Annotated in this window: 21 protein-coding genes; all 21 read left to right on the forward strand. The window is 32.8% G+C overall.

What is annotated here, in order from left to right; genetic code table 11:
* Positions 1–13 precede the first annotated feature (13 nt).
* The 21 genes from ABV008_RS08750 to ABV008_RS08850 all read left to right on the forward strand — a co-directional run bounded on the left by ABV008_RS08750 (position 14) and on the right by ABV008_RS08850 (position 19,253).
* Complete coding sequence (locus ABV008_RS08750) at positions 14–1,045, forward strand: ABC transporter permease (protein ID WP_352419441.1); 1,032 nt, start codon at positions 14–16, stop codon at positions 1,043–1,045.
* A 5-nt stretch (positions 1,046–1,050) separates the two neighbouring features.
* A complete protein-coding gene (locus ABV008_RS08755; protein WP_352419442.1) occupies positions 1,051–1,902 on the forward strand; it encodes an ABC transporter permease in 852 nt (283 codons plus the stop codon).
* 66 nt (positions 1,903–1,968) lie between these two features.
* Positions 1,969–2,946, forward strand: coding sequence for an ABC transporter ATP-binding protein (locus ABV008_RS08760; protein WP_352419443.1), 978 nt, complete (start codon positions 1,969–1,971; stop codon positions 2,944–2,946).
* The gene (locus tag ABV008_RS08765) at positions 2,939–3,916 is read left to right on the forward strand and encodes an ABC transporter ATP-binding protein (protein ID WP_352419444.1); all 978 of its coding nucleotides are present in this window, start codon (positions 2,939–2,941) and stop codon (positions 3,914–3,916) included. Before ABV008_RS08760 ends, ABV008_RS08765 begins: the two co-directional genes overlap by 8 nt.
* Before the next feature lie 17 nt (positions 3,917–3,933).
* Positions 3,934–4,674, forward strand: coding sequence for a creatininase family protein (locus ABV008_RS08770; protein ID WP_352419445.1), 741 nt, complete (start codon positions 3,934–3,936; stop codon positions 4,672–4,674).
* Positions 4,675–4,815: 141 nt separating this feature from the next.
* Complete coding sequence (locus ABV008_RS08775; RefSeq protein ID WP_352419446.1) at positions 4,816–6,387, forward strand: PTS transporter subunit EIIC; 1,572 nt, start codon at positions 4,816–4,818, stop codon at positions 6,385–6,387.
* Positions 6,388–6,404: 17 nt separating this feature from the next.
* On the forward strand, positions 6,405–7,145 hold the full coding sequence (locus ABV008_RS08780; protein ID WP_352419447.1) for a MurR/RpiR family transcriptional regulator: 741 nt from the start codon (positions 6,405–6,407) through the stop codon (positions 7,143–7,145).
* A gap of 5 nt (positions 7,146–7,150) precedes the next feature.
* Positions 7,151–8,485 carry a family 4 glycosyl hydrolase gene (locus ABV008_RS08785; protein ID WP_352419448.1) on the forward strand — a complete coding sequence of 445 codons (1,335 nt, stop codon included), beginning with the start codon at positions 7,151–7,153 and terminating at the stop codon, positions 8,483–8,485.
* Between the two features lie 14 nt (positions 8,486–8,499).
* Complete coding sequence (gene nagA / locus ABV008_RS08790) at positions 8,500–9,690, forward strand: N-acetylglucosamine-6-phosphate deacetylase (protein ID WP_352419449.1); 1,191 nt, start codon at positions 8,500–8,502, stop codon at positions 9,688–9,690.
* Positions 9,691–10,001: 311 nt separating this feature from the next.
* Positions 10,002–10,526: an antiterminator LoaP gene (gene loaP / locus ABV008_RS08795; RefSeq protein ID WP_352419450.1), complete on the forward strand. Its 525-nt coding sequence runs from the start codon at positions 10,002–10,004 to the stop codon at positions 10,524–10,526.
* Positions 10,527–10,919: 393 nt separating this feature from the next.
* Positions 10,920–11,273, forward strand: a complete 354-nt coding sequence (locus tag ABV008_RS08800; RefSeq protein WP_352419451.1) for a DUF559 domain-containing protein — start codon at positions 10,920–10,922, stop codon at positions 11,271–11,273.
* Positions 11,237–11,644, forward strand: coding sequence for a RhuM family protein (gene rhuM / locus ABV008_RS08805; RefSeq protein WP_352419452.1), 408 nt, complete (start codon positions 11,237–11,239; stop codon positions 11,642–11,644). The genes ABV008_RS08800 and rhuM overlap by 37 nt, the downstream gene beginning before the upstream one ends.
* Before the next feature lie 87 nt (positions 11,645–11,731).
* The gene (locus ABV008_RS08810; protein ID WP_352419453.1) at positions 11,732–12,085 is read left to right on the forward strand and encodes a prepilin-type N-terminal cleavage/methylation domain-containing protein; all 354 of its coding nucleotides are present in this window, start codon (positions 11,732–11,734) and stop codon (positions 12,083–12,085) included.
* Positions 12,086–12,252: 167 nt separating this feature from the next.
* Positions 12,253–12,423, forward strand: coding sequence for a hypothetical protein (locus ABV008_RS08815; protein ID WP_352419454.1), 171 nt, complete (start codon positions 12,253–12,255; stop codon positions 12,421–12,423).
* A 98-nt stretch (positions 12,424–12,521) separates the two neighbouring features.
* On the forward strand, positions 12,522–13,361 hold the full coding sequence (locus tag ABV008_RS08820) for a KilA-N domain-containing protein (protein WP_352419455.1): 840 nt from the start codon (positions 12,522–12,524) through the stop codon (positions 13,359–13,361).
* Positions 13,362–13,715: 354 nt separating this feature from the next.
* On the forward strand, positions 13,716–14,549 hold the full coding sequence (locus ABV008_RS08825; RefSeq protein ID WP_352419456.1) for an aldolase/citrate lyase family protein: 834 nt from the start codon (positions 13,716–13,718) through the stop codon (positions 14,547–14,549).
* Between the two features lie 66 nt (positions 14,550–14,615).
* Positions 14,616–15,239, forward strand: a complete 624-nt coding sequence (locus ABV008_RS08830) for a sugar transferase (protein WP_352419457.1) — start codon at positions 14,616–14,618, stop codon at positions 15,237–15,239.
* 20 nt (positions 15,240–15,259) lie between these two features.
* Positions 15,260–16,189 carry a branched-chain amino acid transaminase gene (locus ABV008_RS08835; protein WP_352419458.1) on the forward strand — a complete coding sequence of 310 codons (930 nt, stop codon included), beginning with the start codon at positions 15,260–15,262 and terminating at the stop codon, positions 16,187–16,189.
* Between the two features lie 42 nt (positions 16,190–16,231).
* Positions 16,232–16,921 carry a GNAT family N-acetyltransferase gene (locus ABV008_RS08840; protein ID WP_352419459.1) on the forward strand — a complete coding sequence of 230 codons (690 nt, stop codon included), beginning with the start codon at positions 16,232–16,234 and terminating at the stop codon, positions 16,919–16,921.
* A gap of 15 nt (positions 16,922–16,936) precedes the next feature.
* Positions 16,937–18,205 (forward strand): glycosyltransferase family 4 protein, encoded by a 1,269-nt coding sequence (locus ABV008_RS08845; protein WP_352419460.1) that lies wholly within the window; start codon positions 16,937–16,939, stop codon positions 18,203–18,205.
* Positions 18,198–19,253 carry a polysaccharide biosynthesis protein gene (locus ABV008_RS08850; RefSeq protein WP_352419461.1) on the forward strand — a complete coding sequence of 352 codons (1,056 nt, stop codon included), beginning with the start codon at positions 18,198–18,200 and terminating at the stop codon, positions 19,251–19,253. The genes ABV008_RS08845 and ABV008_RS08850 overlap by 8 nt, the downstream gene beginning before the upstream one ends.
* Positions 19,254–19,271: the final 18 nt, after the last annotated feature.

Raw genomic sequence — 19,271 nt, forward strand, 5'->3', positions numbered from 1 at the left:
ATACCAAGATACTATGAAAATATACATATTAAAAAGACTAATTTCAATTCCTATTATTTTGTTTGTATTGTCTGTAGTAATATTCTCCTTAGTCATTTTTTTAAGCCCATCTCAAAGAATAGCAGTTTTCGTCAGCAATCCTGAAGATTTACAAAATGTATCAACAGATGAATTAATAAAACGTTATGGTTTAGATGAACCGTTTCATATACAATATCTAAAATGGTTAAAGGGTATTTTGAAAGGTGAATTAGGATGGTCAAACTCAGCTAGAATGCCTGTGGCCAAAGCTTTAGCCTTACGTATACCAGCTACAATAGAGTTACTATTATTTGGACAAATAATAGTTTTTTTAAGTGGTTCTTTTTTAGGTACTATAGCAGCAAAAAAACACAATGGTTTTGCTGATTTTTTTATTAGAATTGTAACTATATTTGGTGTTTCTATTCCTAATTTTGTTATTGGCTTATTTTTATTAATAATTTTTTACGTAAAATTCGATATATTTTCACCAGGGCGATTAAGCTTATTTGCACTAGATATTGTCCATTCAGATCAATTTACAATTTATACTGGAATGTATATGATTGATTCCTTGTTAAACAGAAGATTAGATATATTTTGGGACTCGTTTAAGCATATTATTTTACCTTCAATTGCATATTCAACAGGTCCTATGGCTGCAGCCGTTCGTTTAATGAGATCATCACTATTAGAAAACATGGATAAAAGCTATGTAGATACTGCCATAACCAAGGGTGTTCCAGATAAAATGGTTATTAACAAGCATGTTCGTCGCAATGCACTGATACCTTTTATTACATTTATGGGAATGCATATTCCTACACTTTTAGGAGGCTCAGTAGTTATTGAATCAATATTCAATTATCCTGGAATGGGAACCTTTATAGTGACTTCTGCTTTAGGATTAGATTTTCCTGCCATAATAGGCTCAAGTCTAGCTGTAAGCTTAATAATTATTATTAGTAATTTACTAGTTGATATTTTGTATTGGGTAATAAACCCTGTAACCAGATTGGAGTGATATGTATGGCAAATATATTAGAAAAATTTTTTAAGCAGCCATTAGGTGTTTTTGGGTTGCTAATTATTTTAACATGGGTAATAGTAGCTATTCTTGCTCCAATACTTGCTCCGCCAACAGATGGAGAAAATCCATATATGATTATACGCCACTCATTTTCATCTCTTCCAAAGCCTTCAGACGATGTAGCTAAATTCGGAACAACTGAAGGAGGCTATGATATATATTACGGTATTATTTGGGGAAGTAGGACAGCATTAATAGTTGGGCTTATCACAGTTATTTGCAGCTCTATAATAGGAGTACTAGTCGGAGGTATTAGCGCCTACTGTGGTGGAGTTGTAGATAATATTACTATGAGAATTGTAGACTTGTTTATGAGTATTCCTTTTTTAATTGCAGTTATTGTCATGACAATAGTATTAGGTAAAGGACTAGATAAGATTATAATTGCACTTATTATCTTTGGCTGGCCAGACTACGCTCGAATAATCCGTAGTGAAGTATTAGCAGTTAAAAAACAAGAATATGTTTCTGCAGCTAAGAGCATGGGTGCAACTCCTTTACGCATATTTTTTACTCACATTATTCCAAACTCTATCTATCCTGTTATTGTGCTTATATCCATAAATATTGGTAGGATATCACTAGTAGCAGCTTCTCTTAGCTTTGTAGGAGTAGGAGCAGAGCCAGGCTTTGCAGATTGGGGACAAATGCTCTCCTTTGCACGCAACTGGATTTCAGGCATACCTGGTGAGCCATTTCATTATTGGTATACATATGTTTATCCTTCAATAGCCATATTTACTTTTGTTTTGGGATGGACTTTGTTTGGAGATACATTAAGGGATATTTAAACTACTTCGTAGAGACAAGTTAATATAAGGCTAAATAAGTCTATTGGTAATTGGAGGTATACTAAGTTGAATTTGCTTGATATTAAAAACTTAACAGTTACATTTAAGAATAAAGAAAAAATAGTTAAAGCTGTAGATGATGTAAGCCTATCAGTAAAAAAAGGAGAAAAAATTGGGCTTGTAGGTGAATCTGGAGCAGGCAAAAGTGTTATGTCTAAATCTATTTTAGGATTAATAAAAAATTCAAAAAATCTTTCTATTGAAGGTGAAATTTATTTAAACGGTGAAAACCTGCTATTGAAAAACAAGGGAGAATTACAAAAGCTAAGAGGCAGCAAGATTTCTATGATATTTCAAGATCCAATAAATTCTCTAAATCCAGTATTTACTGTTGGTCATCAAATTGCAGAAGTATTTATGATTCATGAAAAAATGAATAAAAAAGAAGCTTGGTCAAAAGCAGTAGAAATGCTTACCAAAGTTGGTATCGAATCACCTTCTCTAGCAGCAAAACAGTATCCACACCAATTTAGTGGTGGTATGTGCCAAAGAGTAATGATTGCAATGGCGTTATCTGCAAACCCTGAGCTATTAATTGCTGATGAGCCAACTACAGCTCTTGATGTTACTATTCAAGCTCAAATATTAGAGCTACTAAACAAGCTTCACGAAAATACTAATACTTCAATTTTGCTAGTAACACATGACCTAGGAGTGGTCTCAGAGTTTTGTCAATCTGTAGCTGTTATGCTAGATGGAAAGATAGTAGAGAAAACAGATGTAAGGACTATTTTCAAAGCTCCACTACATCCTTATACTCAGGGATTACTTAACTCAATACCTGTCATAGGAAGCAAAGAAAGATTGAAGCCTTTACAAAATGAGTCATTAGCTGAAGATACAGCTAATGAAGGCTGTGCCTTCTATAATAGATGTCCAGCAAAGTTTAATAGGTGCAAATGCGAAAAACCAAAGCTATATGAGACTAGACCAGGTCATTTTGTCAGATGCTTTAAAAACGAGGTGTTAAATTACAATGAATAATGAATTAGTAAAAGTAGAATCCTTGAAAAAATATTTCTCTTTAAAAAGTGGACTGTTAGGCAACAACAAAAAAATAGTTAAAGCAGTTGATAATATAAGCTTTTCTATAAATAAAGGTGAAACCTTTGGCCTTGTTGGAGAGTCTGGCTGCGGAAAATCTACAACTGGAAAAATGGTACTCCGTTTGCTGGAGCCAACTTCAGGAAAGGTGTTTTTCAAGGGAGAGGAGCTGACTAGTAAATCTGGAAAAGAGCTACTTGCCATTAGGCCTAATCTCCAAATGATATTTCAAAATCCTTATGGCTCACTTGATCCTAAAATGACTTTAAAAACAATATTAGAAGAACCTTTAAAAATACATGGTGTCAATAAAAATAGTAGAGAAAAAAGAATAAAAGAGCTGCTGAGTTATATTAGCTTTAGTTCCTCTTATCTAGATAGACATCCAGGTGAGTTTAGTGGAGGACAATTACAGAGAATAGCAATTGCAAGATCCTTAGCTCTAAATCCACAATTCATCGTTGCAGATGAACCTGTTTCTGCATTAGATGTTTCTATTCAAGCTCAAATATTAAATTTACTTATAGATTTGCAAAAAGAATTAGAGCTAACATATTTGTTTATTTCTCATGATTTAAGTGTTGTTCAGTATGTATCAGATAGAGTAGGAGTTATGTATTTAGGCAGAATGGTTGAGTTAGCAGATTGTGAGAGTTTATATAATAATCCTTTACATCCATATACAAGATTATTATTATCCTCAGTGCCTATAGCAGATCCTGAAAGAGCTTCTCAAAGAAAAAAGGTAGAAATAAATAAAGGAAGTCAACAAAAGACTAGTAATGGTTGCAGATTTTGCTCTCGTTGCAATGAGAAACTAGCCATATGTGAAGAAGAAGTACCTGAGTTAATAGAATATTCAAAGGGACATTTTGTTTCATGTCATTTATATAATAAAGAACATATTTAAAGAAAGGGTGAAGGTTAATGAAAGGAATTATTTTAGCAGAAAAAACTTACGAAGAAGTAGAAAAAATTATTAATGAGGATTCAATAATTGTATTGCCTATAGGTGGTGCTCTTAAAGAACATGGTCCACATCTCCCTTGTGGATGTGATTATTATATTGTACAAGAATTAGCAAAAAGACTTGTTGAAAAAGCTGATATAGTACTTTTACCTACACTAGAACAAGGCTATTATCCAGCATTTATTGATTGGCCTGGTAGTGTATCTATTAATCCTAGATTATTTATGGATATTATTGCAGATATTATTAGACCATTTGCTAAAAGAGGAGTAAAGAAATTTATGCTATTAGATATAGGAGTTAGTACACAGCCTCCACTAAGATTATTATCATCAGAACTACACAATGAGCTTGGTATATATTTAGCAGTAACTGATTTCGATGAAATATGGGGAAGTATGGAAGAAGAAATATGTGAGCAAGAAAAAGGCGGTCATGGTGATGAAGTAGAAACATCCTTGCTATTATCCATATGTCCAGAGCTAGTGAAAATGGACAAAGCTGTAGAAGATTATTCTATTCCTTTCCCTGGTACAGTAGTAAATGGAAGGAGAATGGTTCGAATAGGAAGTAAAATGAGAACAAAAAACGGAATACACGGCAATCCTACATTTGCTACAAAAGAAAAAGGAGATTTAATCCTAGAAAAATCTGTAGATATATTAGTTAACTTTATAAACCAGTTTAAAGGGGTATAGTTTACTTAAGTCACAAAAACTGACCAAAGTAAAAACACGCGGTCAAAGACTTAAATATTAGTAAAATATTGTTTTATGTGTATATATATAATAAGCTAATCATGAAAGCGCTTTCACAATATTCTGATAAGGAGTGGGAGTATGTCAAAACGAGGAAGATTTAGTGAAAACATTCAAAGATTTGGTCGTTCACTACTATTGCCTATAGCTGTAATGGCGCCAGTGGGGATGGCACTAGGACTGACAGGAGCTTTAGTACAGGGCTACATGATTGAAAGGGTTCCTTTCTTAGGAAACCCAACTCTTCAAGCAATTTTAGTTGGATTGAGAAGCATTGCAGACGTAATCTTTGCTAATATTCCTATACTTTTTGCCATGGGTGTTGCCTATGGAGTATCTAAAAAAGAAAAAGGCATCTCAGTATTTTCATCAATTATTTCTTATTTAATCTTAAATGCAACTATAAATGTATGGCTAAAGACATCAGGTAATTTAGCACCTGCTGATCAAATGGCACAAGTAGGACAAGGAATGGTATTAGGTATTCAAACTCTTAGACTTGACGTGCTAGGTGGTATTATAAGTGGTCTTATAGCAGCATGGCTAACTGACAGATATCATGAAAAAGAACTGCCAATAGCATTTGCTTTCTTTAGTGGAAAGAAATTTGTACCTATAGTTACTATTGGAGCTACTATTGTTGTAGGGCTTATAATCCCATTCTTCTGGCAATTTGTAACTAAGGGACTTATTTCCATGTCTTCACTTATTTTAAGTGGGTATGTGGGAGTATTCTTAAATATTGTAATGGTAAGACTTTTAATACCTTTTGGACTTCACCATGTATGGAGTGCAATGCTTAGATTTACACCAGCTGGTGGAGTATATATGATTGCAGGAGAAGAATTTGTAGGAGTATTACCTGCACTTAATAAAATATTATTTGATTTAGGACCATCTCATGAAGCTTGGGGAATGGTACCAGAATTAACTAGATTTATGGCTCAAAACCAAATGCTTGTTACACTATTTATGATACCTGCCATAGGTCTTGCAATGTATAGAACTTCTTTCTATAAAAACAAAAAGTTTGTTAAAGGTATTATTTTAACTATGGTACTTACACCATTTTTAGGTAACATCACTGAGCCAATGGAATTCTCATTCCTATTTATTGCTCCATTACTTTATGTTTGGTATGTATTCTTAGCAGCATCTGGTGCAGTAGCATTAGCAGCTCTAAAAACAGGAGTAGGTTATATTAGAGGAACTATATTTGACTTTGCTATATTTGGACTAATGTATGAAAACACTTCATGGTATAATCTATTTATAGTAGGTATTCCATTAGCCATAATTACATACTTTTCATTTAGCTGGGCAATTAAGAAATGGAACATACCTACACCTGGTCGTGAAGAGGACGAAGTAGAATACAATACTCTATTAAAGGAAAAGAAGTATGATGAAGTTGCCAAAATAGTAATAGAGGCCATAGGTGGCAGAGAAAATATAGTAAACGTAGAAAACTGTGTCACTAGACTTAGAATAGACTTAAATGACATGCATATTGTGAATAAAGAAAGACTTAAGGAATCTGGTACATCGGGAATATTCTTCCCAGCCAAGAATCATATTCATATAGTATTTGGTCCGAATGTGGAATTTGTTAAGAATGCTGTAGATAAAGAATTAAGAGGGGAGCTGGCGTAAAATTGAAACTGAGCAAATTGACAGAGAGATACGATGAATTAACTCATCTTGAAAAGAAAATAGTCGAGTATATAATGAATAATCCAAGAAAGATACAAGATTCATCTGCAAGTGAAATAGCAGACGCCATCTATGTGTCAAAAACTTCCATAATCAATCTGTCTAAAAAGCTCGGTTTTGAAGGATACAGCGAACTTAGGTATTATGTAAAAGATTATTTAAAGGATAAGGGAAAAAATAAGCCTAATTTGTCCTTTGAAGATGTGTTAGATAGTATCAATACTGAAGTAACTAAAACCTTATCTCTTCAAAGTAAGGACAATATTAACAAAATAACGAAGAAAATATTGAGTTCAAGAATAGTATACGTAATAGGTAGAGGAGCCTCAGAGCCAATAGCAAATCTATTGTGCTCTAGGCTTGCTCTACTAAATATAAAGGCAATATTAATAGAAGATCCAAATATAATTGATGTATTAGGAGATTCACTTGCCTTAGATGAAAGTGTAATAGTGATGTCCTTATCTGGTGAAACTGAAAGGATATTAACCATAGCAAAAACTGCAAGAGCAAGGGGTGTAGATGTAATAGCCCTTACTTCTTTTACAAACAATTCACTGCAGAAAATTGCAAATTACAACCTTTTTTGCTTTGCTGATGATACTCAGACAAAGTACAATGATTTAATTTCTAGAATTGGACTACACACTTTAGTACAAATATTAATATCATACATTCATATGACAGACGAGGAGTGATTATAGTGGAACGCAGACCTTTAACAGTTGCTATTGTAGGCGCTGGTAGTACTAGAACCCCAGCCCTGATTGGCAGTTTAGTTAATTATAAAGAAAGATTTCCCCTTAAGAAATTAATTTTATTTGATATAGATAAAAGTAGAATAGATGTACAAGAAGACTATATTAGATTTACAATGGAAAAATATTGTCCAGATGTAGAGCTAGTATTTACAGATGATGAAGACAAGGCATATATAGGAATAGACTATGCTTTCGTTCAAATGAGAGTCGGCGGCTTTGAAATGAGAAGCCATGATGAGAAGATACCACTAAAATATGGCCTAATTGGACAAGAAACCTGTGGACCTGGAGGATTTGCCTATGGCATGAGATCTATAAAGCCTATGATTCATATGGTAAATAAGATTAGAGAATACGCTCCAGATGCTTGGATATTAAACTATACAAATCCAGCAGCCATAGTAGGATTAGCATTATCTAAAGTATTTCCACATGATGATAAGATACTAAATATGTGTGACCAGCCTTATTCTATGATAAAGTCCTTTGCAAAAATATTAGAAGTAGATATGTATGACATAGAACCTAGATACTTTGGACTTAATCATTTTGGATGGTTTACAAAACTATACAACTCAAAAACAGGAGAAGATTTATTACCAAAGCTAAAGAATTATTTATTAGACCATGAATTTAAACCATTTAATGCAGAGCAAAGAGATCAGTCATGGTTAGATACTTATAAAAATGTAAATAGAATGATGAAATTCTTCCCTGAGTATTTACCAAACACATATTTACAATATTATTTCTTTGCAGATGATATTGCAAAAGCTAGCAATCCTAACTTTACTAGATCCGAGGAAGCAAAAAAAGGCCGTGAAAAACAAGTACTAGATATATGTAGAAAAGCTACTGAACAACAATCACTAGAAGATATACCACTACTAATAGGTGAGGTTCATGGCAATATGATGGTAGAAGTAGCAGAGTCTATTGCTTTTGATTTAAAGAAAGTATTTATTTTGATGGGTGTAAATAAAGGCAGAAGCATAATACCAAATATGCCAGAAGATGCCCTAGTAGAAGTAGCTGGAGAATTATCAAAAGATGGAGCAAAGCTATATCCATACGGAGAAGTAAAGACATTCTACAAAGGCCTTATGGAAAACCAACATGCATATGAAAAACTAACAGTAGAAGCATGTCTAGAATCTAATTATCAAAAAGCTTTAGAAGCTCTTACTTTAAATCGTGCAGTGACAAAGCCTGAAAAGGCTAAGGCTGTATTAGACGATTTGATGGCAGTTAATAAGGAGTATTGGAATTTAAAATAAGAAGGTGTTATCCTATGTACCTATATTCAGAAAGAATATATACTCCCCAAGGTTATAAAGAGGGATATTTAAAAATAGAAGATGGAAAGATTAAAGGAATCTTTGAAGAATTTGAAGGAGAATTTGTAGACTATAAGGACAATATAATTGTACCTGGGTTTATAGACCTTCACATCCATGGCTGGGCTACAGGTTCATTTGTCCATGAAGGTACCGAAAAATCCTTAGAAAACATGTCAAAGGAACTAGTAAAAGAAGGAGTGACTTCCTATTTACCGACTACAGGAACTGATTCATTAGAGAAAATAAATTCTCAGCTTGTAGAAGGTAAAAAAGCTATAGAAAACTACAGCCCTGAAAAAGGAGCAGATATATTAGGATTTCACTTAGAAGGACCTTTTATTAACAAAGAATTTAAAGGCATGCAAAAAGAAGAATATTGCTTAACTCCTTCTATAGAAATACTAGAGCAATTCTTCCAAAGTGCTGGAAAAGAAAACATAAAGCTGATTACAATGGCTCCTGAACTAGAAGGCTCCTTAGAGTTTATTCAATACGTAAATAAAGAAGGAATACAAATATCTATAGGTCATAGTGCTGCTGAGTTTGAAGATATAAAAGCATTAAAGGACTATGGATTAGGCGGATTCACTCATACTTTTAGTGGTATGAGAGGATTCCATCATAGAAGATTAGGCGTGGCTGGAGCTGCTATGTATTTTGATGATATGTATGCAGAGTTTGCAAAGCAAACAGGAATGACTGTTAAGCCTGAAGCTTTTAAAATAATGTATAAGCTAAAGGGACCTGAGAGAATATTTTTAACATCAGATGCTGTAGGTCTAGCCCATGTGAAGAAGCCATTCCACCATTATATTAGACAATGTACATTTTCACCTGATGGAGATTATTTAAAACTAACCTATGATGATGGCAGAGAAGATAGAATCTATAAATATGACTATGAAAATGTAAAGGACTTAGAGCTAGGATATTTAGGCTCAGTTCAAAATGTAGTTAAAAACATAGATGCATCCATAGGAGATATAGTAAAAATGGCATCAGAAAATCCAGCAAAATATATTGGGGTCTATGATAAAAAAGGCTCAATAGAAGCAGGCAAAGATGCAGATTTACTCATAATAGATGGTTTATGGAATCTAAAAGATGTATATGTAAAAGGTGTAAAGCAATTCCTCCATTAATTTTTGGGGACATTCTATATTAGTTAGGGTGTCCCCATTATTTATGCCATAATGTCAAAGTCGAATTATGTCAAAAAATGAGAATCGGTGTTTAGTTAAAATTTCCCCTAATTCATTGAAAATACCAAGAATTAATAGTATAATTATATTTGTTCAGGACTTTTCACCTAGACAGATGACATCCTAGTATAGGGAAATATGTTGTATTAAATAGAAAAGCTTATAGATGGATAGGTGAAGTCATAGAAATATGGCTTTTTGTGTATGTGGGGGAAGGGAAGAGCTAATCAATTAAAAAGAGAGGCAAATATATGAACCTACAAAACAAAGATTCTTGGTATGTGTTATTTGTAAAGACAAATCAAGAAGAAAAGGCAAAAAAAATAATTGAAAAAGAACTGGGCAATGAATTTAAAGCAATTGTTCCTACGAGAGAGCTTAAAGAAAGAAAAGAAGGAAAGTGGAGGAACATAAAGAGAAAACTATTTCCTGGTTATGTGCTTTTAAAGGGAATTGTAGATATTGATACATATTATAAAATAAAAGAGATTCCAAGTATTATAAAGTTATTAAGAGATGAAGAAGAAATATTAACAGTAGATGAAAGAGAACTAGAAGTTCTAAAAATTCTTATAGACAATGAAGAGAATAATATCGGAATTTCTACACTGTATAAAGAGAATGATGAAGTTAAAATTACCTCAGGACCTTTAGTAGGACTTGAAGGTCAAATTGTTAAAGTAGATGCAAGAAAAGGTAGAGCAAAAGTAAGATTACGCTTTATGAATGAAGAAAGAATTGTAGAACTTGGTATAGAATTAGTGGACAAACTTTGATATAAACTTTAGGTGTTTCGGCCCTAATGGAAGTATTAAAGGTCATAGCAAGCTATGTAGCATAATGGAAATTATGTGAATGGGCGAAGCTATGGGCTGGGGTCACAAAAATAAGATAATTAACAGTTGTCTCCACATTAAAAATATTTAGGTTAAGGAAATCATGAAGATGTAAGTGATGACGATACAGATGTATCACCAGGTGATGAAGTACCTTCAATAAATTGGCACCTAAAAGAGATTGAAAGGATTAACAGTAATTTTAAAGTTTGGGAATTTAGAATCACGCGGATTGAAGGCAGTAGAGAAATAAGTCGTAATATTAAACACTATCCATTAGTAACCTTGTTTGACATATCTATGAGGTGTAATAATCTTGATAATTTCAATGATATGATTAAACATTTAAATAAAAAATATGATGTAAATTTAGATTTCCAAGTACGGCCAATAAAAGAAAGAAACTTTAAAGAGATACTCGAGAAAGCCTTGTATGGGATAGTAAGCTTTGAATATCAATATAGAATTAATGGTTATATAATTGATTTTTATTTTCCAGAAATTGATTTATGTGTTGAATACGATGAACATTATCATAAATACCAGTTAAACAAAGATAAATTGAGGGAAGAAAGCATAAAAAAATATCTTGAATGTGATTTTTTGCGAGTAAATGAGGGCGGGGGCATACAGCTGCAGAAATTGTTTATTTGCGTGTTGATGCAGAAAAGGACTTCATGGGAATGACATCCTTTGATGGAAAAAGTTTAAGAAAAGCCGATGCATCCATCGCCAAGAATTATTTACAGGAAGATGAAATTAAGATTTTGAATAGATTAGTCACCGCATATTTAGAATTTGCTGAACTCCAAGCCATTCGACAAAGGCCAATGTATATGAAGGACTGGATAGAGAAATTAGATGACTTTATAAAAATGAGTGGAAGTGAATTGCTGGATCATTCGGGAAAGATCAGTCATGAAGAGGCTAAAATAAAAGCTGAATTAGAGTATGAGAAGTACAAACAACGAAGCAAAGATCAATTAACAAAAGTAGAGAGAGATTTTATTGAACATGTAAAAAGTGTGCAGAAGAAACTTGAACAAGGAAAGGGTTAATTCCATCGAATTAGATGGGGTTTAAAATCCAACTGTCAAGGATTACTTGACAGTTCAAGTTGATAAATATTTTTTGAGGTGAGAACAATGGATAAAAAATCTGAAGGTTTTACTTTAGTAGAATTAATTATTGTGATAGCAATATTAGGAATCATTGCAGCAATTGCTGTTCCCAGATTAACTGGATTGATAGGCATGACAGAAGAAAGAGTGTGTGATGCGAATCGAAAAACCGTGGAAAGATTGTACTCTGCTTTTCTACTTGAAAATGACCATGAGGACAGTTTGTTCAATCAATTTCTGACCGAGAATTTTGATGAGGTGTGCCCTACCGGTGGTGTGATCAGTTATAAAAATGGAAAAGCAAAGCGCAGTGTGCATGAAGATGGAAGTGAAGGCGATGAAGATGAAGGGCCAGGGGAGGAAGTACCTTGGCTTTAAGGGTGGTATGATGTAAGGATGACCAAAAAAAAGTACATATATTGCGGAGAATAAGTATTCAAATACAATATACTGCATAGGCACTTTCGAAAAAGTGGTAGATAGGAAATCATCGACCACCGATGAAAGTTAGTATTATCAATGGTTTCAGAATACGGTGGTAGATGGTGGTCGATAAAAAAGCAAACTTTTTGATTGGATGTATATATCGACGTGAGTATGGTGAAGTAATCAGAACCACAATATGTAGCATAAGAAATGTCAAGAAAAAAGTTTGCTATGCAATATGTAGGTCTGAGCAACTACTCGAAAATTTCGATGAGTTCAAAATGATATGATAAACTACTCATGAACATGTAAGAAATAATTACAAGTTCAAATGGTTAAGAATAGGTGAAAAATACTTAAGAATGCTGTGATGAAGGGGGAGACAACCATGACGCCTAAAAATAAGAAAATAGATGTTCAAGGAAGAGAAGTTGTCATCAACACAGTAAATAATGAAGATTATATTTCTATTACTGATATTGCAAAATATAAGGATGAAAAAAGAACAGATTATATTATTCAAAATTGGTTAAGAAATCGAAACACCATTGAATTTCTAGGGATTTGGGAAAAACTCAATAACCCAGATTTTAATCCCATCGAATTCGAGGGGTTTAGAAATCAAGCAGGATTAAATAGCTTTGTTCTCACATCAAGAAAATGGATTGAAGCCACCAATGCAATTGGTATTGTATCTAAGCCAGGAAGATATGGCGGAACATATGCTCATAAAGATATTGCGTTTGAGTTTGCATCATGGGTATCGGTTGAATTTAAGCTGTACCTCATAAAAGAGTTTCAAAGGCTGAAAGATCAGGAACAGGGACAATTAGATTGGAACATTAAAAGAAATTTGACCAAGATTAACTATAGAATTCATACAGATGCAATTAAGGAAAATATTATACCTAAAGAATTGAGTGGGAAAGAAAAGAACTTTATCTACGCATCTGAAGCGGATGTACTCAATATGGCTTTGTTTGGTATGACTGCAAAGGAATGGAGAGAGAACAATCCAGATAAGGCTGGAAATATAAGAGATTATGCTAACGTATCTCAATTGGTATGCTTGTCGAACCTTGAGAGCTTAAATGCAGTTTTGATTAATGATGGTATGGAACAGAGCCAGAGGCTTGAAAAGTTAAACAAGATTGCCATAAGTCAAATGAAGATTCTTGTTGATGATGGAAGTGAATATCTTGCAATAGAGTCTAGAGAAGAAAAATGAGTGATTAATGGTGGTAGATATAAAATCATTGACCACCGCTGAAAGCTAGTTAAATAAAGGGTTTGAAGAGTTGGTGGTAGATGGTGGTCGATAAATTCGGAAACTTTTGATTGGATGTATATATCGTCGTGAGTATCGGAAAAGAATAACAAGGGTGCAAATGTAGTAATAACAAGGGCGCAAATGTAGTAATAGCAAGGGTTCTATTGCTTGAGTATGTAGTTGGAATATTACAGAATGGTTACAGGTATAACCATTCAATCAGCGAAATCGCTGAATGCATTGGAATTATAGGTGTTGTATGGGTTTTTGGTATTTTAGTTATTTTATAGATTTTGTTGGGGAGGAAATATTGTGGCTTTAAAGTTGATGTATATAACAAACAAAGAAAATGTAGCTCAAATAGCTGAAAAAAACGGTGTGGATTGGATATTTATTGACCTTGAGATTAATGGTAAAGAAGAAAGACAAGGCCATTTGGATACTGTTATATCACGCCACAGTATTGAGGATGTAAAGAAGATTAGACAAGTATTAACTAAAGCAGAGCTGCTTGTAAGAGTTAATCCAATTTATGAAGGTTCAAAAGATGAAATTGACAAGGTTATAGCTGATGGTGCTGATATTGTGATGCTACCATTTTTTAAATTTAAGCATGAAGTCGAAAAGTTTATTAAATATGTTGATGGAAGATGTAAAGTCTGTCTACTATTAGAAACCCCTGAAGCAGTTGATAATATAGATTCAATTTTATCGATTAATGGGATTGATTATGTACATATAGGACTTAATGACCTACATCTCGGATATAATATGAAATTTATGTTTGAACTATTAGCTGATGGTACCGTAGAGATGCTTTGTAATAAGATAGGACAAAAAGGTATTGCCTATGGTTTTGGAGGAATTGCACAAATTGGAGAAGGAACCTTGAGGGCAGAAAAAATAATAACTGAACATTACCGTATATCGTCAAGCATGGTTATTCTTTCACGAAGTTTTTGTAATGTAAATAAAGTAAGTGATGTAAAAGAAGTAGACAAGCTATTTGCTAAAGGGATAAAGGATATAAGGAATTTTGAAGCTACGCTAATAGATAAGTCTAAGGACTTTTATAAAGCAAATCAACAAGAAGTTAAGCGAGTAGTATCTAAAATAGTGGGTGAAGTAGAAAAAGAAGTGGTTTAATAAAAGGACTAGCAAGACGTTAATTAAACATAAATATAAAATAAAAATATAAGGGGACAATTCGATATGTATCAATATATTAAAAGAATTTTAGATATAATTCTTGGCATCATTGCTTTAATATTATTATCACCAATTATGATTATCACGTCAGTGCTAATAAGAATTGATTCTAAAGGGCCTATTATTTTTAAGCAGCAACGAGTTGGAAAAGATGGAAAACACTTCACTATTTATAAGTTCAGAACGATGGTAGAGAATGCAGAAAAAATTGGTACTGGCCTTGATTCATATGAAAATGATACAAGAGTAACTAAAATTGGGAAGTTTCTTAGAAATTCAAGCTTAGATGAATTCCCTCAATTGTTCAATATTCTAAAAGGAGATATGAGTTTTGTTGGGCCAAGGCCTCCAGTTACATATCATCCATATAAATATGATGATTATCCAGTTGATGCTAAAAGAAGATTTGAGGTTAGACCCGGAGTTACAGGATATGCACAAGTAAATGGTAGAAATGAACTTTCATGGGAAGAAAAATTTAAGTACGACTTATATTACGTGGATAAAGTTTGTTTATTATTAGATTTGAAGATTTTTATATTAACTATATTTAAAGTAATCAAAATGGAAGGTAGCTATGATTTAAAACAGAATACTAAAGAGAAAAGTACTAGTTTGAATCAATAAATGAGTGGGGGGAGATTTAAGTGAAAATTAGAAATGGTAATAGACTTATTTGGTTAGATGGTAGAATCGTACCACTTCAGGAAGCAACTATAAATGTATTATCACCGACATCACAATTTGGAGCAAATGTATTTGAAGGTATTCGTTGTTATTGGAATGAAGAAGAACAACAATTATATGCGTTTCGTTTAGAGGAGCATTATAAGAGACTAAAAAATTCAATGAAGATGTTTCGAATGGAAGAAAAATATTCTATAGAAGAATTAAAACAAGGTTTAATTGATGTAGTAAGAGCAAATGAGTATAAAGAGGATATTCAAGTTCGTCAAACGGTATTTATTGATGGTTTTGGTACTTGGAGTTCAAAGGGCCCAATTAATATGTTTATTGCACCTATAGCTAAGTCAAGAAATGATTTGGAGAAAAGCAAGGGAATGAAATGTTGTATAAGTTCTTGGGAAAGAATTAGTGATCGAAATCTATCTCCAAAAGTTAAGGTTGGTGCTAACTACATAAATAGTAGGATGGCTCAAATGGAAGCTTTAGAGAATGGGTATGATTCGGCTATATTTCTAAATAATCAAGGAAAGGTTTCTGAGGGACCAGGTTCATGTCTCTTTATTGTGAGAGATGGTAAATTAATAACTCCACCGATGACAGCATCAATATTAGAGAGTATTACTAGAGACACAATTCTTAAATTAGCAAAAGAACAATTAAAAATTGAAGTTATAGAAAGAGATATTGATAGAACAGAGTTATATATATGTGACGAAGTTTTTTTATGTGGATCAGCAATGGAAATAGCTGCTGTTACTAACGTTGATGGTATTGTAGTTTCAAATGGTGAACAAGGTGATATAACAAGAGAAATTCAAAAAATTTACATAGAGACTGTCACAGGTAATATGAAAAATTATAAAAAGTGGTTGATGCCAATATACGACTAAATACTTTTTGTAATTTCTATATAGAAAAGGAGATTTATGTGAGTGAATGATAAACAAGTAAAAATAGATTTGAAAGAAGAGATTATTATTTCAAGTTTTAGTAAAGAGGATCTAGATTCTTTCATTCAAATACACGTTGAACATTTATTTTCTGACAGTAGATTCTCCAGGATTTACCTCGCTGAAAGATTTAAATATTTACTCAAACTTGAAGATGCAGTTACAGTTTGTGCTAAAGATATTCATGGTAAAATGCTAGGTTTAGTTTATGGGGGACCAGAAGGGTACAAAAATCAAATGAATAAATATATTATGAATAGAATTGTATGGAAACTTTTAAGAAGACCATATCTGTTATTTAGTGGTGAGTTTTTATACAAGTATAAATCTGCTATAAAAAGATTGATTGCAAAGTTTAAATATAAGAAAAATAATGTAGATCATACTTCAAAAAGCGTAAAAGATGTGAATATACCTCTAGAACCTATCTTAAGATTAACAGGTATAGCCGTGTTAGAAAAATACTCACACCTAGGTATTGGGGAACAATTGTTAATGGGTTTCGAAAAAGTTGCAAAAGAAAGAAGTTATAAATCTATCATACTAGAGACGCCCAATACAAATATAAGAGCTATAAAGTTTTACGAGAAGTTTGGGTGGCAGAATTATGTTAATGAAGATGCAAATTTGGGTAAGGTTTATTTCTACAAACTCATCCATGAAAATAATTAAGTGGGAGATAGAATCATGAATATTACATTTCTTGTGGGACATTTAGCTAAGGAAAGGCATTCTTTGTTATACGAATTAGCTTTAGATTTAGGCGAACATAACAATAATGTTACTGTCATAACAGGATTTCCTTCTAGAAGAATAACTGAAGAAGTTAGACAGTATTACTTGGAACATCCAATTGAACAGGTTTCTAATAACGTAAAGGTAATTAGAGTTGGTTCAAAAATGGGAGAAGGCAAGGGTTTATTTATTCGCATGATAAAATATGTATTTTTAACTTTTGATATTTACAGAGAGGTGAAAAAACATAAAGCTGATGCTATATATATTTATAGTACACCTCCATTTTTAGGGTTATTGGGGTCTAAATTAAGCAAAATAGCACCAACGCTATATAATGCGCAAGACTTATTTCCAGATACACTTATAAAAATGAAAAAACTGAGTGAAAAAAATATACTAGTTAAGTTATTAAGAAAACTTGAGAAAAATGTATATAAGCATAACGATAAGATTGTGACAATTTCCCAAGACATGAAAAAAACCATTACTGATCAGGGGTGTAGTAAAGATAAAGTAGAAGTTATACAAAATTGGGTGGATATACATAGAATAAAAAAAGTAGATCGTTGTGATAATGAGTTGTTTTCAAAATTCAATTTAGATAAACAGTCTTTTTATATTTCTTATGCTGGTGACATTGGATTATTTCAAAATTGGGAAGTAATACTAGATGCAGCCCAAGAACTTGATAAAGAGTACAATGATATTAAATTTGTGATAATAGGAAATGGATCTTATAAAGATAGTATGGAGAAAAGTATAAAAAGAAGAGAGTTAAAAAATACCTTTCTCTTTCCACTACAACCAATAGAATTAATTTCAAGCGCCTATAGTCTAGGAGACTTAGAACTAGTTTCACTTGAAAAAGATATGACGAAGATTGCGTTACCATCTAAAATTGGCCAAATCCTAGCTGCGGGAAGTCCATTGCTCGGTATGTTTGATTCAGATAGTTATATATCGAATGAGATAAAAAATAGTAGTCTTGGAGCCATTGTAGATAGTTTTCAGAAGGAATCATTAATTGAAATCATTAAATATTATTACAACAACAAGCATGAATTAGATGATTTATCAAATAATGCTAGAAAATATGCTGAGCAACAATTAGAAAGAAAAGCACAGACTTCTAAATATAATGATTTATTAAAAAGCATTTCAAAAAATCGTACTAGTTATATAGATAATATTTTTTTGCAGGAGGAAAAACATGTTTAAAGATAAAACTTTATTAATTACAGGTGGTACTGGATCATTCGGTAATGCTGTTATGAAAAGATTCTTGGATACGGATATTAAAGAAATTCGTATTTTCTCTCGTGATGAGAAGAAACAGGATGATATGAGAAAGCTTTATAAGGACGATAAACTTAAGTTCTATATTGGGGATGTAAGAGATCTTGCTAGTGTAAAGAATGCAATGCATGGGGTGGATTATATCTTTCATGCAGCAGCTTTAAAGCAGGTGCCTTCATGTGAATTTTTCCCGTTAGAGGCGGTAAAAACCAATGTATTAGGTACTGATAATGTTATTTCTGGTGCAATTGAGATGGGTGTAAAAAAGGTAATCTGCCTTTCAACTGATAAAGCCGCTTATCCTATCAATGCTATGGGAATTTCAAAGGCTATGATGGAGAAGGTGTTTGTTGCAAAATCAAAGACAGTAGACCCTGATAGAACTCTTATCTGTGGAACTCGCTATGGTAATGTTATGGCTTCAAGGGGTTCTGTAATACCATTGTTTATTGAACAAATTAAGAGTGGACAACCCTTGACAGTAACAGACCCTAATATGACGAGATTTTTGATGAGTCTTGAAGAAGCTGTTGAACTTGTAGTTTTCGCTTTCCAAAATGCTGAAGCGGGCGATATCATGGTTCAAAAGTCACCAGCTTCTACTATAGGCGATTTGGCACAAGCAGTTAAAGAACTATTTAATGCTGATAATGAAATTAAGGTTATTGGTACTCGTCACGGTGAAAAGAGATATGAAACACTTCTTACTAAGGAAGAATATATAAAGGCTGACGATATGGGTGGATTCTATAGAGTTCCCGCTGATAAAAGAGATCTTAACTATGATAAGTATTTTGTAGAAGGATGCGAAAAACTTTCAACTGATGAAGAGTACAATTCTGATAACACTGAAAGATTGAATATAGAACAAATTAAAGAAAAGTTATTATCACTTGAATATGTAAGACAGGAATTAGAGTATTTTACAGCTAGAAATGAAGCAGCAATTACAAAAGAGGTTTCTAAATAAATCTGAAAGGCTGGTATA

This window comes from Proteiniborus sp. (assembly GCF_040308045.1).
Classification (GTDB): Bacteria; Bacillota; Clostridia; order Tissierellales; family Proteiniboraceae; genus Proteiniborus.